13 protein-coding genes are annotated in these 15,863 nt (G+C 68.0%); 10 read left to right on the top strand and 3 right to left on the bottom strand.

What is annotated here, in order from left to right:
* Positions 1 to 6 precede the first annotated feature (6 nt).
* The 10 genes from gspL to V9L20_RS21105 all read left to right on the top strand — a co-directional run bounded on the left by gspL (position 7) and on the right by V9L20_RS21105 (position 13,431).
* Positions 7 to 1,218 carry a type II secretion system protein GspL gene (gene gspL, locus V9L20_RS21150; protein WP_337298099.1) on the top strand — a complete coding sequence of 404 codons (1,212 nt, stop codon included), beginning with the start codon at positions 7 to 9 and terminating at the stop codon, positions 1,216 to 1,218.
* On the top strand, positions 1,215 to 1,745 hold the full coding sequence (gene gspM / locus V9L20_RS21145) for a type II secretion system protein GspM (RefSeq protein ID WP_337298098.1): 531 nt from the start codon (positions 1,215 to 1,217) through the stop codon (positions 1,743 to 1,745). The genes gspL and gspM overlap by 4 nt, the downstream gene beginning before the upstream one ends.
* A gap of 16 nt (positions 1,746 to 1,761) precedes the next feature.
* A complete protein-coding gene (gene gspN, locus V9L20_RS21140; RefSeq protein ID WP_337298097.1) occupies positions 1,762 to 2,562 on the top strand; it encodes a type II secretion system protein N in 801 nt (266 codons plus the stop codon).
* 2 nt (positions 2,563 to 2,564) lie between these two features.
* Positions 2,565 to 4,880, top strand: coding sequence for a type II secretion system secretin GspD (gene gspD / locus V9L20_RS21135; RefSeq protein ID WP_337298096.1), 2,316 nt, complete (start codon positions 2,565 to 2,567; stop codon positions 4,878 to 4,880).
* A gap of 46 nt (positions 4,881 to 4,926) precedes the next feature.
* Positions 4,927 to 6,318: a GspE/PulE family protein gene (locus V9L20_RS21130; RefSeq protein ID WP_337298095.1), complete on the top strand. Its 1,392-nt coding sequence runs from the start codon at positions 4,927 to 4,929 to the stop codon at positions 6,316 to 6,318.
* A 23-nt stretch (positions 6,319 to 6,341) separates the two neighbouring features.
* Positions 6,342 to 7,577 carry a type II secretion system inner membrane protein GspF gene (gspF, locus tag V9L20_RS21125; RefSeq protein WP_337298094.1) on the top strand — a complete coding sequence of 412 codons (1,236 nt, stop codon included), beginning with the start codon at positions 6,342 to 6,344 and terminating at the stop codon, positions 7,575 to 7,577.
* A gap of 27 nt (positions 7,578 to 7,604) precedes the next feature.
* Positions 7,605 to 8,504, top strand: a complete 900-nt coding sequence (locus V9L20_RS21120; protein ID WP_337298093.1) for a 5'-nucleotidase — start codon at positions 7,605 to 7,607, stop codon at positions 8,502 to 8,504.
* 197 nt (positions 8,505 to 8,701) lie between these two features.
* Positions 8,702 to 8,917: a hypothetical protein gene (locus tag V9L20_RS21115; RefSeq protein ID WP_337298092.1), complete on the top strand. Its 216-nt coding sequence runs from the start codon at positions 8,702 to 8,704 to the stop codon at positions 8,915 to 8,917.
* Positions 8,918 to 8,969: 52 nt separating this feature from the next.
* Complete coding sequence (locus V9L20_RS21110) at positions 8,970 to 11,174, top strand: phosphocholine-specific phospholipase C (protein ID WP_337298130.1); 2,205 nt, start codon at positions 8,970 to 8,972, stop codon at positions 11,172 to 11,174.
* 13 nt (positions 11,175 to 11,187) lie between these two features.
* Positions 11,188 to 13,431, top strand: a complete 2,244-nt coding sequence (locus tag V9L20_RS21105) for a phosphocholine-specific phospholipase C (protein WP_337298091.1) — start codon at positions 11,188 to 11,190, stop codon at positions 13,429 to 13,431.
* A 35-nt stretch (positions 13,432 to 13,466) separates the two neighbouring features.
* Here the strand turns inward: V9L20_RS21105 and V9L20_RS21100 are convergent, their stop codons facing one another.
* The 3 genes from V9L20_RS21100 to phnX all read right to left on the bottom strand — a co-directional run bounded on the left by V9L20_RS21100 (position 13,467) and on the right by phnX (position 15,859).
* Complete coding sequence (locus tag V9L20_RS21100) at positions 13,467 to 14,720, bottom strand: MFS transporter (protein ID WP_337298090.1); 1,254 nt, start codon at positions 14,718 to 14,720, stop codon at positions 13,467 to 13,469.
* 102 nt (positions 14,721 to 14,822) lie between these two features.
* Entirely contained in the window at positions 14,823 to 14,957 is a 135-nt protein-coding gene (locus tag V9L20_RS21095) for a hypothetical protein (RefSeq protein WP_258504300.1), read from the bottom strand.
* 74 nt (positions 14,958 to 15,031) lie between these two features.
* Positions 15,032 to 15,859 (bottom strand): phosphonoacetaldehyde hydrolase, encoded by an 828-nt coding sequence (gene phnX, locus V9L20_RS21090; protein ID WP_337298089.1) that lies wholly within the window; start codon positions 15,857 to 15,859, stop codon positions 15,032 to 15,034.
* Positions 15,860 to 15,863: the final 4 nt, after the last annotated feature.

Raw genomic sequence — 15,863 nt, 5'->3', positions numbered from 1 at the left:
ATCGAAATGACACCGCTGTTGCTCATTGCCCCCCTCCCTCCGGCGGACGCCGCGGGCGAGTACGACTGGGCCCAGGCAGGCGACGACGGCATCGCTTTGCGCAACTATGGCCGCGCGCTGCTCGCGCTGCTGCCGGCCAGCGCGGAAGTCACCCTCGGCATTCCCGCCGCCGCGCTCTCATGGCACCGCGTCACCCTGCCCAAGGGCAGCATGGGCAGCACTTCCAAGCTGCGCGCCGTGCTCGACGGCCTGCTCGAGGAGCACCTGCTCGACGAACCCGAGGCATTGCACTTTGCGCTCGAGCCCGATGCCAAGGCCGGCGCGCCGGTGTGGGTGGCGGCCTGCAACCGCATCTGGCTGCGCAGCGTGGTGCAGGGGCTCGAGTCGGCGGGGCGGCGCGTGGTGCGCATCGTTCCTGAATTCGCACCCCAGCCGGCCGACGGTCCGCCGCTCTTGCAGATCACCGGCGAAGCCGAGGCGCCGCAGCTCACGGTGTGCGATGCCGACGGCGTGGTCTCGCTGCCGCTCGCGGGTGCCGGGCTGGCGCTGTCCGGCAGCCTGCCGCTCGACACCGCGGTCATCACCGCCGAACCCGCCGTCGCCGAAGCTGCCGAGCAACTGCTCGAGCGCCGCCTGCCCATCGTGCAGGCGCCCCAGCGCTGGCTGCAGGCCACGCGCTCGCCCTGGGAGCTTGCGCAGTTCGACCTCGCCGTCACGGGCCGCGCGCGCGCCGGCAAGAAATTTGCATCGGTGGTCCAGACACTTCGCTTCGCGCCCGAATGGCGCGCCGCGCGCTGGGGCGTCATCGCCCTGCTGCTCACCCAACTGGTCGGCCTCAACGCCTGGGCCTGGAAGGAACGCAATGCCCTCGACGCCAAACGCCAGGCCGTCAAGACCATGCTGACCGAGACCTTTCCCTCCGTGAAGCTGGTGGTCGATGCGCCCGTGCAAATGGCCCGCGAAGTCGCGGCGCTGCAGCAGGCCGTGGGCGACGTGGCCGGCAGCGACTTCGAACCGATGATCGGCGCGCTCGCCGCCAATCTCCCGCCGGGCCGCGTACCCACCGCCGTCGATTACAGCGCTGGCCAGCTGCGCCTGCGCGGATTGGGCCTGCAGCCTTCCGAGCTCACGCGGCTCTCCGGTGCCATGGGCCCGCGCGGCTACAGCGTGCGCTCCGAAGGCGATCTGCTGCTGGTGCAAGCCGAGGCTTCGCGATGAACCTCAGCGAACAACTCCGTACCCGCTGGGCTGCGCTCGAGATGCGCGAACGGCGCATGGTGGCCATTGCGCTCACGCTCGTGGTGCTCGCCCTGCTGTGGTGGATTGCGCTCGCCCCCGCGTTGCGCACGCTCGCTGCGGCGCCGGCCGAACACGCGCGGCTCGACGCGCAACTGCAGCAGATGGCCACCTTGCAGAATCGCGCAAAGGCGCTGCAGGCCCAGCCCCGCCTGACCCGGGACGATGCGCTGCGCGCCCTCGAAACTTCCGTGCGCCAGAGCCTGGGCACCAATGCCCAGCTCATCACGACCAGCGGCGACGGTGCCGCCACCGTCACGCTGCGCGCCACGCCGGACGAACTGGCCCAGTGGCTCTCGCAGGCACGCGGCAACGCCCACGCCGTGCCGCGCGAAGCCCACCTGGCCCGGGCCGCCGCGACGCCGCCGGCGGCGGGCAGCAAAGACCCGCAACCCCCGAAGGTGCGCTGGGAGGGCACGCTGGTGATGGCGCTGCCCGCGGCCCGTTGAGCACGAGCACCGCCGCATGGTGACGCGCTCTTCCCTTTCCGAACCCACGCCGCGCCGCGGCTGGCGCTGGGCCTTGTTGGGCATCGTGATCGGCGCACTGCTCGCGCTCGTTCTGTTCGCACCGGCCCGGTGGCTGGCCTCGGCACTTTCCAACTGGAGCCAGGGCCGGCTGCTGCTTGTCAACCCGCGCGGCACGGTCTGGAACGGTGCGGCGGCTGTGGTGCTTGCAAGCGGTGCGGGCGGCGCCGAGGCGGTGTCGCTGCCCGGCTCTCTCAACTGGCGCATGCGGCCGACCTGGAGCGGCATGTTCGCCGTGCTCGACCTGCCCTGCTGCGCGGCCCGGCCGCTGCAGCTCAAGGCCAGCCCTCGCGCGGACGGCATGCAGCTGCAGTGGGGCGACGGCAGTTCCCGCTGGCCCGCCACCTTGCTGACGGGCCTGGGCGCGCCCTGGAATACGCTCAAGCTCGAGGGCACGCTCGATCTTTCCACCAAGGCCCTGTCGATGCAGTGGGACGGCCCCGTACTGCGCATCGCGGGCCAGGCCACGCTCGACGCCACCGATGTGTCGTCGAGCCTCTCGACCCTGAAGCCGATGGGCAGCTACCGCCTCACGCTCGAAGGCGGCAGCCGGCCGAGCCTGCTGCTGAGCACGCGCGAAGGCAGCCTGCAGCTGAACGGCAGCGGCAGCTGGAACGGCACGGCCTTTCGCTTCAACGGCGAAGCCAGTGCCGCACCCGGCCGCGAAGACGCACTTTCCAATTTGTTGAACATCATCGGACGGCGTGACAACACGCGTTCGATCATCACCCTGGGTTGATCATGATGAAGCCATTGACTTCGCACGGCAGCCGCCTCGGCATCGTTGCACTCGCAGCGCAGATGCTGATCGCCGCCACCTTCCTGCAGGCCGTGCCGCCCGCCTTCGCGCAAGCCGCGAGCCCCGATGCGCCGCGCCGGGGCAAACCCATCACGCTCAACTTCGCCAATGCCGACATCGAGGCCGTGGCACGCACCATGGCGGTGGTGACCGGCCGCGACGTGGTGGTCGACCCGCGCGTCAAGGGCACGATGAATCTGGTGACGGACCGTGCCATTGCGCCGGCCGCCGCGTTCAACCAGTTTGCTTCCGCGCTGCGCCTGCAGGGCTTCGCAGTGGTCGAGTCCGAAGGGCTCTACAAGGTCGTGCCCGAGGCCGACGCCAAGCTGCAGACCCAGACCGTCAACACTGCCACGCCCCGCGCCGGCGCGGTGGCCGGCAACCAGATCGTCACGCAGATCTTCAGGCTCAACTACGAGTCCGCCAACAGCCTGCTGCCGGTGCTGCGCCCGCTCATTCCGCCGAACAACACCATCAACGTGAACCCGGGCAACAACTCGCTCGTGATCACCGACTACGCGGACAACATGCGCCGCCTCAGCCGCATCATCGCGGCGCTCGACGTGCCCAACGCGTCGGACATCGAGGTGATCCCGCTCAAGCACTCCATCGCCACCGACATGCTGCCGCTGATCACGCGGCTGGTCGACGGCAGCGGCTCGGGCGCACCGGGCGCCGCCGCATCGGGCACGGCCGACGCTTCGTTCCGCACCACCCTGCTGGCCGACCCGCGCAGCAATGCGCTGATCCTGCGCGCGGCCAATCCGGCGCGCGCGGCGCTGGTGCGTACGCTGGTCGAAAAGCTCGACCGCGCGCCCGCTGAAAGCAGCAACGGCGCGGCCGGCAACATCTACGTGGTGTACCTCAAGAACGCCGATGCCGTGCGCCTTGCGGCCACGCTGCGCGCCGCCATGGCCGCCAACCAGCTGCCCGGCACGCCAGGCTCGCCCGGCGCCGCGGGCGGTGGCGGCCAGCCGCAGCCGCAAGCCAACATTCCGCAGGCCATGCAGCAGACGAGCCTCAGCGGTCAGGGCGGCTCGGCGGCCGCCAATGCGCCGCTGAACAACGCCAACCAGCCCTCGACCGGCGGGCAGATCCAGGCCGACCCCTCGACCAACTCGCTGATCATCACCGCGCCCGAGCCTCAGTATCGCCAGATGCGCGCGGTGATCGACAAGCTCGACGGCCGGCGCGCCCAAGTGATGATCGAGGCCCTGATCGTCGAGGTCAGCGCCAAGAAGGCCGCCAACTTCGGCGTGCAGTGGCAGAGCGCGCTGGGCAACAACGCGGTCATCGGCACCAATTCGAGCCTTGCGAGCGCCAACATCCTGGCGCTGACGCAGGCCCTGGCCACGCGCGACGTGGCCAACGTGCGGCCGTCGTCGGGGCTGAACCTCGCCATCGCCGGCAAGATCGGCGGGCAGTACATCCTGGGCGCGATTGCGAACTTCTTCACCAGCGACGGCGACGCCAATGTGCTCTCGACGCCCAACCTGCTGACGCTGGACAACGAAGAGGCCAAGATCGTCATCGGCCAGAACGTGCCCTTCGTCACCGGCCAGTACGCGAGCACCTCGGGCTCGGTGGGCATCAACCCGTTCACCACGGTGGAGCGCAAGGACGTGGGCCTCACGCTGCGCGTGCGCCCGACCATCAACGAGAACGGTACCGTGAAGATGACCATCTTCCAGGAGACCTCGACGGTCGACCAGAACACGGTCAGCAACCCGAACGGCCCGACCACCAACAAGCGCTCCATCGAGTCCAGCGTGCTGGTGGAAGACGGCGGTCTCGTCATGCTTGGCGGCCTGCTCTCGGACGACTACAACAACACGATCGAGAAGGTGCCCCTGGCCGGCGACATTCCCGTGTTCGGCAACCTGTTCAAGAACGAGATCCGCTCGCGCACCAAGAGCAACCTGATGATGTTCCTGCGCCCCGCAGTCATGCGCGACGGCGCCTCGACCGAGGCGTTTTCGTACGACCGCTACGACGAGATCCGCGGCATGCAGCAGCGCGCGCAGCCGAACACCGACAACATCATGCTGCGCGGCGTCGATTCCGCGCCCGTGCTGCCCGAAGCACCCGCGCCGCGCCCCGACCGCACAAGCAGCAGCAACAGCAGCGAGCGCATCCAGGGCACGCAGCTCATTCCGCCGCCGCGTCCGCCGGCCGACACGCGCAGCCTGCGCCCGAGCCCACTGCGCGGTGCCTTGCCGCCCACGGCCGACCCGACCAGTTCGCGCGAACTGCCCTGAAGCCCCGGCCCGCCGCCTTTACGAAAACGCACCGCTGATCCTGCCCATGCGCCACCCCCTGCCCTACGCGTTCGCACGCAGCCAGCAGCTGCTGCTCGAAGAGGCCGACGACGGCCGCTACACGCTGTGGATGTCGAGCCATCCCTCGCGCAGCGCGCTCGGCGAAGTCACGCGCAAATACGGCGTGCAGGCTTTCGAAGTGTTGGCCGATGGCCCGCTCGCGCAGCGCATCAGCGCGGCCTATGCGCAAGGCGAATCGAGCGCCGCCGCGGTGGTGAGCGAGGTGCAGAGCGATGCCGACCTCTCGCGCATGATGCAGGAGCTGCCGGCGGTCGATGACCTGCTGGAAAGCGCAGGCGATGCGCCCATCATCCGCATGCTGAACGCGCTGCTCACGCAGGCCGCGCGCGACGGTGCGAGCGACATCCACATCGAGCCCTACGAGCGCACTTCGTCCGTGCGCTTTCGCATCGACGGCACGCTGCGCGAGGTGGTGCAACCGAACCGTGCGCTGCACGCCGCGCTGATTTCGCGCCTGAAGATCATGGCCGACCTCGACATCTCCGAGAAGCGGTTGCCGCAGGACGGGCGCATCAGCCTTCGCATCGGCACCCGCGCGGTCGACGTGCGCGTTTCCACGCTGCCAAGCGCCCACGGCGAGCGCGCGGTGCTGCGCCTCCTGGACAAGACCGAATCGAAGCTCACGCTCGAATCGGTCGGCATGCAGGGCGACACGCTGGAGCGCTTCGAGCGCCTCATCGCACAGCCGCACGGCATCATCCTGGTGACCGGGCCTACCGGCTCGGGCAAGACCACCACACTGTACGCCGCACTGGCCCGGCTCGACGCGAGCCGCAGCAACATCATGACGGTGGAAGACCCCATCGAGTACGAGCTGCCGGGCGTGGGCCAGACGCAGATCAACGCCAAGATCGAGCTCACGTTTGCGAAGGCCCTGCGTGCCATCCTGCGGCAGGACCCGGACGTGATCATGATCGGCGAAATCCGCGATTTCGAAACCGCGCAAATCGCCATTCAGGCCTCGCTCACCGGCCACCTCGTGCTTGCGACGCTGCACACCAACGACTCGGTCAGCGCCGTCACGCGCCTGACCGACATGGGCGTGGAGCCTTTCCTGCTGAGTTCGTCGCTGCTGGGCGTGCTCGCCCAACGCCTGGTGCGCAAGGTCTGCACGGCATGCGGCGGCGCCGGCTGCGAGGTCTGCGGCCAGACCGGCTACCAGGGCCGCACCGGCATCTTCGAGCTGCTGGTGGCCAACGACGAAGTGCAGGCGCTCATCCACGGCAAGGCTGCCGAGAGCCAGCTCTTCGAAGCCGGCTCGCGCGGCGGGCTGCGCTCCATGCGCGAGGACGGCGAACGGCTGGTGCAGGCCGGCATCACGTCGCGCGCCGAGCTGGTGCGGGTCACGCGCGAATAAAAAAATAGCCTTTTCGGTCTGCCATGCCTGCCTATTCCTTCGAAGCCATCGATGCCAGCGGCCAGTCCCGCGAAGGCGTGCTCGAGGCCGACACAGCCCGCAGCGCCCGCAGCCTGCTGCGCGCGCAGGCGCTCATTCCGCTGTCGGTCACGCCGGTCGGCAGCAGCCACATCAACGGCACGGGCAGCGGCGGCCTGCGGCGGTGGCTGGGCGGCGGCGCAAGAATCTTCAGCTCGACCGGGCTCGCGGTCTGGACGCGGCAGCTCGCGGGCCTGGTGTCTTCCGGCCTGCCGCTCGAGCGCGCGCTGACCGCGCTCACCGACGAAGCCGAGACCGAGCCGCAGCGCAACCTTGTCGCGTCGCTGCGCGCCGAAGTCAATGCAGGCTCGCCCTTCGCGCGTGCGCTCGCGGCCCATCCGCGCGAGTTCTCGGCCATCTATACGGCCGTGATCGGAGCGGGCGAGCAGAGCGGCAACCTCGGCCTCGTGCTCGACCGGCTCGCCGATGACCTCGAAGAGCGGCAGGCGCTGCAGCAGAAGCTCGTCGGCGCGGCGCTGTACCCGGCCATCGTCACGCTGGTTGCCATCGTGATCGTGATCTTTCTCGTGAGCTATGTGGTGCCGCAGGTGGCGCAGGTGTTCGCGGGCACCAAGCGCTCGCTGCCTTTTCTCACCACGGTGATGCTGTCGCTGAGTGCGGCGGTGCGCAACTACGGCTGGTGGATGCTGGGCGGCGTGGTGTTCGCCGCCATTGCCGCCCGCCTGGCGTTGGCGCAAGAAGCGTTTCGCCTGAAGTTCGATGCCGCCTGGCTCAAGCTGCCGCTGGTCGGCAAGCTCGCGCGCGGCTACAACGCGGCGCGCTTCGCAAGCACGCTGGCCATGCTCGCGACCGCCGGCGTACCCATCCTGCGCGCGCTGCAGGCCGCTTCCGAAACGCTCGGCAACCGCGCAATGCGCGCGGATGCGCTCGATGCGCTGGTGCTGGTGCGCGAAGGCGCGCCGCTCGCCTCGGCGCTGGCGCAGAAAAAGCGCTTTCCGGGGCTGGTGTCGATGTTCGCCCGCCTGGGCGAACAGACCGGCACGCTGCCGCTGATGCTGCAGCGTGCGGCCAACCAACTCGGCGCCGAAGTGCAGCGCCGCGCGATGCACCTGGCCACCATCCTAGAGCCGCTGCTGATCGTGGCCATGGGCGGCGTGGTGATGCTCATTGTGCTGGCGGTGATGCTGCCTATCATCCAGCTGAACCAGTTCGTCAAGTAACGCCCGCCAGGGAACCCGAAAAACCTCATGCCCGTCACGCTCGAAGACAAGCTCGTGGTCGCGATATCGTCGCGCGCGCTGTTCAACCTCGAAGAAGAAAACAAGATCTTCGAGGCCGGCGACAACGAGGGCTACATGAAGCTGCAGCTCGACCGCATCGACGTGCCGGCCGCGCCCGGCATCGCGTATTCGCTGATCCGCAAGCTGCTGCGCTTCAACGACGACGGCGTGCAGCGTGTCGAGGTGGTCATTCTTTCGCGCAACGATCCCGTCTCTGGCATGCGCATCTTCCGCTCCAGCGCGGCCGCCGACATCAAGCTGCAGCGCGGCGTGTTCACCCAGGGCCGCCCGCCCTTCGGCTACCTGCGGCCGCTGCGCGCGCATCTGTTCCTGTCGGTCAATGCGCAAGACGTGCGCGAGGCGCTCAACGCCGGCTTTCCGGCCGCGCGGGTGCTGGTCGAATCGGTCAAGGCCAGCGATGCCTGGCCCAACGAAGTGCGCATTGCCTTCGACGGCGACGCGGTGCTGTTCTCCGACGAGGCCGAGCGCGTGTTCCAGGCCGAGGGCCTGGACGCCTTCCAGGCGCACGAGCTCAGCAAGGCCGACCTGCCGCTGCCCGAAGGCCCGTTCAAGCCGCTGCTGTCCGCGCTGCATCGGCTGCAGCTGGCCGGCAATGCGCAGATGCGCATCCGCACCGCACTGGTCACCGCACGCAGCGCGCCCGCGCACGAACGCGCGATCCGCACGCTGATGAAGTGGAACATCCGCGTCGACGAGGCGATGTTCCTCGGCGGCCTGCCCAAGGGTGAATTCCTGCGCGAGTTCGAGCCCGACTTCTTCTTCGACGACCAGACCGGCCACGTCGACGCCGCGGCACGCCACGTGCCCGCCGGCCACGTCTCCAGCGGCATCAGCAACGAGGGCTGAGCCTCTCGCTGGGCGGGCGCTTTCGCGGCGCTCCGCTCCCCTGGCGCGCCCAGCGCTTGAGCGTTGTCATCGCTTCTTCATGGCGGTGTAACGGGTTTTCCCTAGTCTTGCGGTCTGTCCGGTGCGCGGTGCCTTCATGGCGCCTTTTTTTTGTCGCATCCGAACCGTCCGTACACGACAACACCAAGGAACCCACCATGCGACTCCCATTCCCCTCCGTGCGGCTCTTTTCCGCACTGGCCCTGGCCTGCGCCCTTTCCGCCTGCGGCGGCGGCGATGGAGGCGGCGGCTTCTCCGGTTTCCCGCCCGGCACCGGCGCACCCACCACGCCCACCAACCCCGAAGTGCCCGCCAATCCGAACCCGCCCGCACCCGACACGGGCGTGAAACCCGAGATGCGCTGCGCGCCTTGAGCGCACCCACGCAACGCCACCGCACCTCCTCATGACCAAACACAAGAAGACCATGAACTCACGCCGCAAATTCCTGCAGGGCACGGCCACCACCGGTGCCGCCGCGCTTGCACTCGCCGCCTTTCCGCCCAGCATCCGCCGCGCGCTCGCCATTCCTGCCAACAACAAGACCGGCACCATTCAAGACGTCGAGCACATCGTCATCCTGATGCAGGAGAACCGTTCGTTCGACCAGTACTTCGGCACGCTCATGGGCGTGCGAGGGTTCGGCGACCGCTGCACCATTCCGCTGCCCAACGGCCGCAGCGTGTGGCAGCAACTGGACGACACCGGCAAGGAAGTGCTGCCCTACCACCTCGACGGCTCGAAGGGCAATGCGCAACGCATGACCGGCACGCCGCACAGCTGGAGCGACGGGCAGGATGCATGGGCTGGAGGGCGCATGCATGAATGGGTGAAATACAAGAAAACCGACGAGGCGCCTTTCACCCAGTCGATGGGCTACCTGCAAGAGGCGGAACTGCCATTTCAGTTCGCGCTCGCCAACGCGTTCACGCTCTGCGACGCGTACCACTGCAGCATGCACACCGGCACCAATTCGAATCGCATGTTCCTCTGGACCGGCACCAACGGCCCCACGGGCGCGAACGTGGCCACGGTCAACAACGAGTGGGACGACATCGGCAGCTCCGCCGAGGGCTACAGCTGGAAGACCTACCCCGAGCGCCTGCAGGAAGCCAAGGTCAGCTGGATCGTCTACCAGTACATGCCCGACAACTTCACCGACAACTCGCTGGCCGGCTTCAAGCAGTATCGGCTGGCCAACGAAGCCTCCGGCAAGCCCGTGAGCAACAGCGCGATCTCGCCTGCCTATGACCCGGCCAGCGACGACGCCGGCAATCCGCTCTACAAGGGCATTGCCAACACCATGCCCGACGGCGGCTTTCTCGAACAGTTCCGCCAGGACATCAAGAACGGCAAGCTGCCCCAGGTGTCGTGGATCGTCGCGCCGGCGGCCTATTCCGAGCACCCCGGTCCTTCGAGCCCGGTGCAGGGTGGCTGGTACACCCAGGAAGTGCTGGACGCGCTCACCGCGGTGCCCGAGGTGTGGAGCAAGACGGTGCTCTTCATCAACTTCGACGAGAACGACGGCTACTTCGACCACGTGCCTTCGCCGGCCGCGCCCTCGATCAACCCCGACGGAACGCCCGCCGGAAAAACCACGCTGCCACTCGAAGCGCTCTCGCCCGAGTACTTCAACCATCCGAGCCCGCCCGGCACCGCCAAACAGCCTGCACCCGACGGCCGCGTCTACGGCCCCGGCGTGCGCGTGCCGATGTATGTGGTGTCGCCCTGGAGCCGTGGCGGCTGGGTCAACTCGCAGGCCTTCGACCACACCTCGGTGATCCGCTTCATCGAGGCCCGCTTCGGCGTGAAGGAAACCAACATCAGCGGTTTCCGCCGCGCGGTGTGCGGCGATCTCACCAGCGCCTTCAACTTCGTGTCGCCCAACAACGAAGCGCTGCCCACGCTCGCAGGCCGCAAGACCAAGGCGCAGGCCGACCAGCTGCGCACGGATCAAGAGGCACTTTCGCAGGTGCCGTTTCCGGCGATGCCGCAACTGCCGCTTCAAGCCAAAGGCACGCGCCCTTCGCGCGCGTTGCCGTACGAACTGCACACGAGCGCCCGCATCGACGCCACCGGCGGAAAAGCCCAGCTGCTGTTTGCCAACACCGGCACGGCCGCCGCGGTGTTCCATGTGTACGACAAGCTCAACCTCGACCGCCTGCCGCGCCGCTACATGGTCGAGCCCGGCAAGACGCTGGACGACGCCTGGAACTCGCTGAGCGACAACAGCGGCTTCTACGACCTGTGGGTGCTCGGGCCGAATGGCTTTCATCGCCACTTCAAGGGCGACCTGAACGCGCTTCGCAGCGGCGACGCGGCCGCGCCTGAAGTGCGCGTGTGCTACGACATTGCCAACGGCAACGTGTACCTGGAAATGCTCAACGGCGGCAAGAATGCCTGCAAGTTCACCGTGCGCGCCAAGGCCTATCGCACCGACGGTCCGTGGACCGCAACGGTAGCGGGTGGCGCCAAGGCCGAACTGCACTGGGACCTGGCAAGCAGCGGCGCGTGGTACGACTTTGCCGTGACCTGCGATGCCGACACGAGCCTCGTGCGCCGCTTTGCAGGCCGCGTCGAAACCGGCAAGCACTCGGTGAGCGACCCCGCCATGGGCTTGGCCGACCTGTGAGGCTGCACGCGCAATGAACTCACGCCGCAGATTTCTCACAGGCGCCGCCACCACGGGCGCCGCGGCGCTCGCGGTCTCGGCCTTTCCGCCGAGCATCCGGCGCGCGCTGGCCATTCCCGCCAACAACAAGACCGGCACCATCCAGGACGTCGAGCACATCGTCGTCCTGATGCAGGAGAACCGTTCGTTCGATCACTACTTCGGCACGCTCATGGGCGTGCGCGGCTTTGGCGACCGGTTCACCATTCCGCTGCCCAAGGGCCTGAACGTGTGGCAGCAGACCGACGGCAGCGGAAAGCTGGTGCTGCCCTATCACCTGGACAGCCGCAAGGGCAACGCCCAACGCGACGGCGGAACGCCCCACGACTGGGCCGACAGCCAGAACGCCTGGGACGCCGGCCGCATGTACCAGTGGCCGCGCTACAAGACCACCAAGGCCATGGGTTACCACAAGGAGGCGGAGATCCCGTTCCAGTTTGCCCTGGCCAACGCCTTCACGCTTTGCGATGCGTACCACTGCAGCATGCACACCGGCACCGATGCGAACCGGGCCTTCCACCTCACCGGCACCAACGGTGCAACCGCTAGCGGCACCGCCTTCGTCACCAACGAGTGGGACTGGATCGACGGGCGCCCCGAGTCGGTGAACACCGGCTACACATGGAAGACCTATGCCGAGCGCCTCGAAGAAGCGGGCGTGCGCTGGATCAGCTACCAGAACATGCCCGACGAATGGGGCGACAACATGCTGGGTGCGTTTCGCCAGTTCCGCCAGGCCAACCTCGACTCGGGCTTTCCGGTGTCCAGCGGCGGCAAGCCGAACACGCCCTATGCCGACACCGGCCAGCCACTGCCCTACCGCGCCTACGACCGCGTCACCGACGACGCGAAGAGCCCGCTCTACAAGGGCGTGGCCAACACGCTGCCGGGCACCCGGCCCGAGGACTACCTCGACGCGTTCAGGCGCGACATCCGCGAAGGCAAGCTGCCCCAGGTGTGCTGGATGAATGCGCCGTCGATCTACTGCGAGCACCCGGGCCCGTCGAGCCCGGTGCAAGGCGCATGGTTCCTGCAAGAGGTGCTGGACGCACTCACCGCCGTGCCCGAGGTCTGGAGCAAGACCGTGCTGCTCGTCAACTTCGACGAGAACGATGGCTACTTCGACCACGTGCCCTCTCCTTCGGCGCCATCTCCGGTCGGCGACGGCACCTTTGCCGGCAAGACCACGCTGCCCGCTGCGGACCTGGCTCCTGAGTACTTCAACCAGGCGGCGCCGCCCGGTAGCACCAAGCAGCCTGCGCCCGACGGACGCGTCTACGGCCCCGGCCCGCGCGTGCCGATGTACGTGATCTCGCCATGGAGCCGCGGCGGCTGGGTCAACTCGCAGGCCTTCGACCACACGTCGGTGATCCGCTTCATCGAAGCGCGCTTCGGCGTGAAGGAGCCCCACATCGGCGCGTTCCGGCGCACGGTGTGCGGCGACCTCACCAGCGCCTTCAACTTTGCCAACCCGAACGACGAGCCTCTGCCCACGCTGGCGGGCCGCAGCACCCGCGACCAGGCCGACCAGTTGCGCCTGAGCCAGGAGGCGCTGGGTCAGGTGCCGCTGCCTATCGACCCCCAGCTGCCGCGCCAATCGACTGGCACGCGCCCCTCGCGCGCGCTGCCATACGAGCTGCATGCCAGCGCGCGCGCAGACGCGGCGGCCGGCACGGTGCAATTGCTGTTCTCGAACACGGGCAAGGCCGGCGGGGTGTTCCACGTGTACGACAAGCTCAACCTCGGTCGCCTGCCGCGGCGCTACACGGTGGAAGCCGGCAAGACGCTCGACGACACCTGGAGTGCGGCCGTCGACAACAGCGGCTTCTACGACCTGTGGGTGCTCGGCCCCAACGGCTTTCACCGCCACTTCAAGGGCAACCTGGACGCGCTGCGCACCAGTGGCGCGATCCCTGAAGTGCGTGTGTGCTACGACATTGCCAACGGCAACGTCTATCTCGACATGCGCAACGGCGGAACAAAGAGCTGCAAGTTCACTGTGAGCGCCAAGGCTTACCGCAATGACGGCCCGTGGATTTCGACCGTCGACGGCGGCGCCACGGCCGAACAGCACTGGGAGCTTGCCACCAGCGGCCAGTGGTACGACTTCGCGGTCACCTGCGATGCCGACCCCGGCTACCTGCGCCGCTTTGCAGGCCGTGTGGAAACCGGCAAGCACACGGTGAGCGATCCGGCGATGGGCCTGTCAGATCTCTGACGAGCCTTGCATCGCGGCGGCGCGGGCGTTGCGCGCTACGCCGCCGCGGTGCGAAGCCACAGCTTGCGAACCCTGAACGTCAGCAGCGCCGCGATGCTGACGTTCAGCAGGTTCCACCCAATGCCGTTCAGGAACGCCGCGTGGTAGCTGCCCGTCAGGTCGAAGATCTTGCCCGACATCCAGCCGCCCAGCGCCATGCCGAAGAGCGTGAACATCAGCACCGTGCCCACGCGCGCGCCTGCTTCCGCGGGCGGAAAGTGCTCGCGCACGATGATGGCGTAAGACGGCACGAGGCCGCCCTGGAACAGGCCGAACAGCGCCGAGATCACATACAGCGGCACCAGCCCGTCGAACGGCAGGAACAGCAGCAGCGCCACGCACTGCAGCACGCCGCCCAGCAGCAGCGTTCGCAGCCCGCCGATGCGGTCGCAGATGGCGCCCGACACCAGCCGGCTCACCACGCCGAAGCCCAGCATCAGCGACAGCATCTGCGCACCCCGCGCGGCGCCGTAGCCGAGGTCGCCGCAATAGGCGACGATGTGGACCTGCGGCATGGCCATGGCCACGCAACAGGCCACGCCTGCCACGCACAGCAGGCCCTGGGCCGTGCCCGTGCTGAGGCCGAAGGGCCGCATCATGTTGCGCACCGGCGCCGCGCCGGATGTTGCGCCGATCGGCGCGGCGGCCAATGCCGGCGGCCGTGCACGAAAGAAAAGCGCGAGCGCCGCCATCGCCAGGCCGCAGAAAATGCCCATGCCGATATAGGTCTGACGCCAACCGACCGTCTCGATGAAATGCTGCGCAATGGGCGGCCAGATGGCGCCGGCCACGTAGTTGCCGCTTGCGCACACCGCCACCGCAATGCCGCGCCGCTTGACGAACCACAGCGACGTGTCCGCCACCAGCGGCGCAAAAGCCGCGGCGCTGCCCAGCAGCCCGACCAGCACCGCCTGCGCCGCGATGAAGGCGAAGATGCTGTTGGCCATGCCGCATGCCACATAGCCGACACCGAGGCTCAATGCGCCGATCAGCAAGGGCCACATCACACCGAAGCGATCGGCCAACCGCCCCATCAGTACCCCACCCACGCCGAAGCCGAGCATCAGCAGGGTGTATGGCAGCGAAGCATCGGCGCGCGCAACGCCGAACTCGGCCTGCACGGCAGGCAGCATCACCGACACCACGTACATGCCGCTGCTGCCGACCGTCATGACCAGCAGGGTGATGCCGAGCCGCAGCATGGCATAGCGCGAATCGGCCTGGTGGATGGTTGTCTCTGGTGTTCTCATTGCTTTTTCTCCGCACCGAGAATACCCCCGGATGCGAAGACGCATGGACGCGAGCGCGCAATCCCCGGCGGCACGCGGCCACCTGGCGCCCGTTGCGGCGAATCAGCCTGCGGACAGTGCCGGCACCACGACAATCGCCGAAGCCTTGGGCATCGGCCCACCCGGCTTGGGCTTGTCGTTGCAGCCGGCCGTCAACAGGCCGATGCAGAACAGAAGAACGAAGGCTGTGCTTCTCATGCGGCGGATGCTATGCCCGCTGCAAGGCAAGTCAAGTCGGACGCCGCGCCGTGCCGCGCGGCATCATCGAACCGTCAGGCGGCCGCCGGCCGCTCGCCGCCATGCAGCCGGCGCTCGATGTCTTCGAGCACATTGGGCAGGTCGGCCACGCTGTCGATCACATAGTGCGCGCCCGCGGCCTGCAGTTGCGCGGTGGCGCGCTCGCGATGTTCCTGCTGCTGTGCAGCATCGAGCGTCTGCCATTCGGCGAGCGTGAGTCCGGTCGCGTTGCCGCTCACCGCAAGGCCCACGGCCCAGGTACCGGCGTTGAGGCCTTCCTGCAGGCCCACGCCGGTGTCGTCGACCTTGACCACCGTGTGCGGCGGCCACACGCCCAAGTCGGCAAAGCAGCGGTACATCATGAGCGGCGACGGGCGGCCCTCGGCAAGGTCGCCGGCGCACACAAGGTTGTCGGGCGCATAGCCGCCGGCCGCGGCGATCGGCACGACCACCTCCATGATCGGGCGGTTGTAGCCCGTGGTCGAACCGATCTTGAGCCCGCGTTCTCGCGCGGCGTTGACGGCCTCCAGCGCGCCGGGAATGAACTCGGCATGGTCGCGCACGCTGGCCGCGTTCATCGGCGTGAACACTTCATAGAGGCGGTCGACATCGGCATCGTCGAAGGCATGCCCCTGACTGGCCTCCCATTGCGACGCGATGCGCGGCAGCGTGCCCAGCGCCTTGATGTGGTCCCACTTCGCCATGCCCATGGGCCCGCGTGCCTCGGCAATGGTGATGTCCACTCCGAACTGTTCGAACAGCTTCACGAAAGCGCCCATGGGCGCGCAGGAACCGAAGTCGATGATGGTGCCAGCCCAGTCGAAGACGACGGCCTGAAGCTTGGAGTGGTTGTGGGCGTTCATAAAG

This window comes from Variovorax sp. CCNWLW225, from assembly GCF_037204045.1.
Taxonomy (GTDB): Bacteria; Pseudomonadota; Gammaproteobacteria; order Burkholderiales; family Burkholderiaceae_C; genus Variovorax.
This window is presented reverse-complemented; position numbering and strand designations above follow the sequence as displayed.

Excerpts from the sequence above, each read along its gene's own strand:
- gspL (WP_337298099.1), top strand. The coding sequence starts at position 7 with ATGACACCGCTGTTGCTCATTGCCCCCCTCCCTCCGGCGGACGCCGCG.
- gspM (WP_337298098.1), top strand. The coding sequence starts at position 1,215 with ATGAACCTCAGCGAACAACTCCGTACCCGCTGGGCTGCGCTCGAGATG.
- gspN (WP_337298097.1), top strand. The coding sequence starts at position 1,762 with ATGGTGACGCGCTCTTCCCTTTCCGAACCCACGCCGCGCCGCGGCTGG.
- gspD (WP_337298096.1), top strand. The coding sequence starts at position 2,565 with ATGATGAAGCCATTGACTTCGCACGGCAGCCGCCTCGGCATCGTTGCA.
- V9L20_RS21130 (WP_337298095.1), top strand. The coding sequence starts at position 4,927 with ATGCGCCACCCCCTGCCCTACGCGTTCGCACGCAGCCAGCAGCTGCTG.
- gspF (WP_337298094.1), top strand. The coding sequence starts at position 6,342 with ATGCCTGCCTATTCCTTCGAAGCCATCGATGCCAGCGGCCAGTCCCGC.
- V9L20_RS21120 (WP_337298093.1), top strand. The coding sequence starts at position 7,605 with ATGCCCGTCACGCTCGAAGACAAGCTCGTGGTCGCGATATCGTCGCGC.
- V9L20_RS21115 (WP_337298092.1), top strand. The coding sequence starts at position 8,702 with ATGCGACTCCCATTCCCCTCCGTGCGGCTCTTTTCCGCACTGGCCCTG.
- V9L20_RS21110 (WP_337298130.1), top strand. The coding sequence starts at position 8,970 with ATGAACTCACGCCGCAAATTCCTGCAGGGCACGGCCACCACCGGTGCC.
- V9L20_RS21105 (WP_337298091.1), top strand. The coding sequence starts at position 11,188 with ATGAACTCACGCCGCAGATTTCTCACAGGCGCCGCCACCACGGGCGCC.
- V9L20_RS21100 (WP_337298090.1), bottom strand. The coding sequence starts at position 14,720 with ATGAGAACACCAGAGACAACCATCCACCAGGCCGATTCGCGCTATGCC.
- V9L20_RS21095 (WP_258504300.1), bottom strand. The coding sequence starts at position 14,957 with ATGAGAAGCACAGCCTTCGTTCTTCTGTTCTGCATCGGCCTGTTGACG.
- phnX (WP_337298089.1), bottom strand. The coding sequence starts at position 15,859 with ATGAACGCCCACAACCACTCCAAGCTTCAGGCCGTCGTCTTCGACTGG.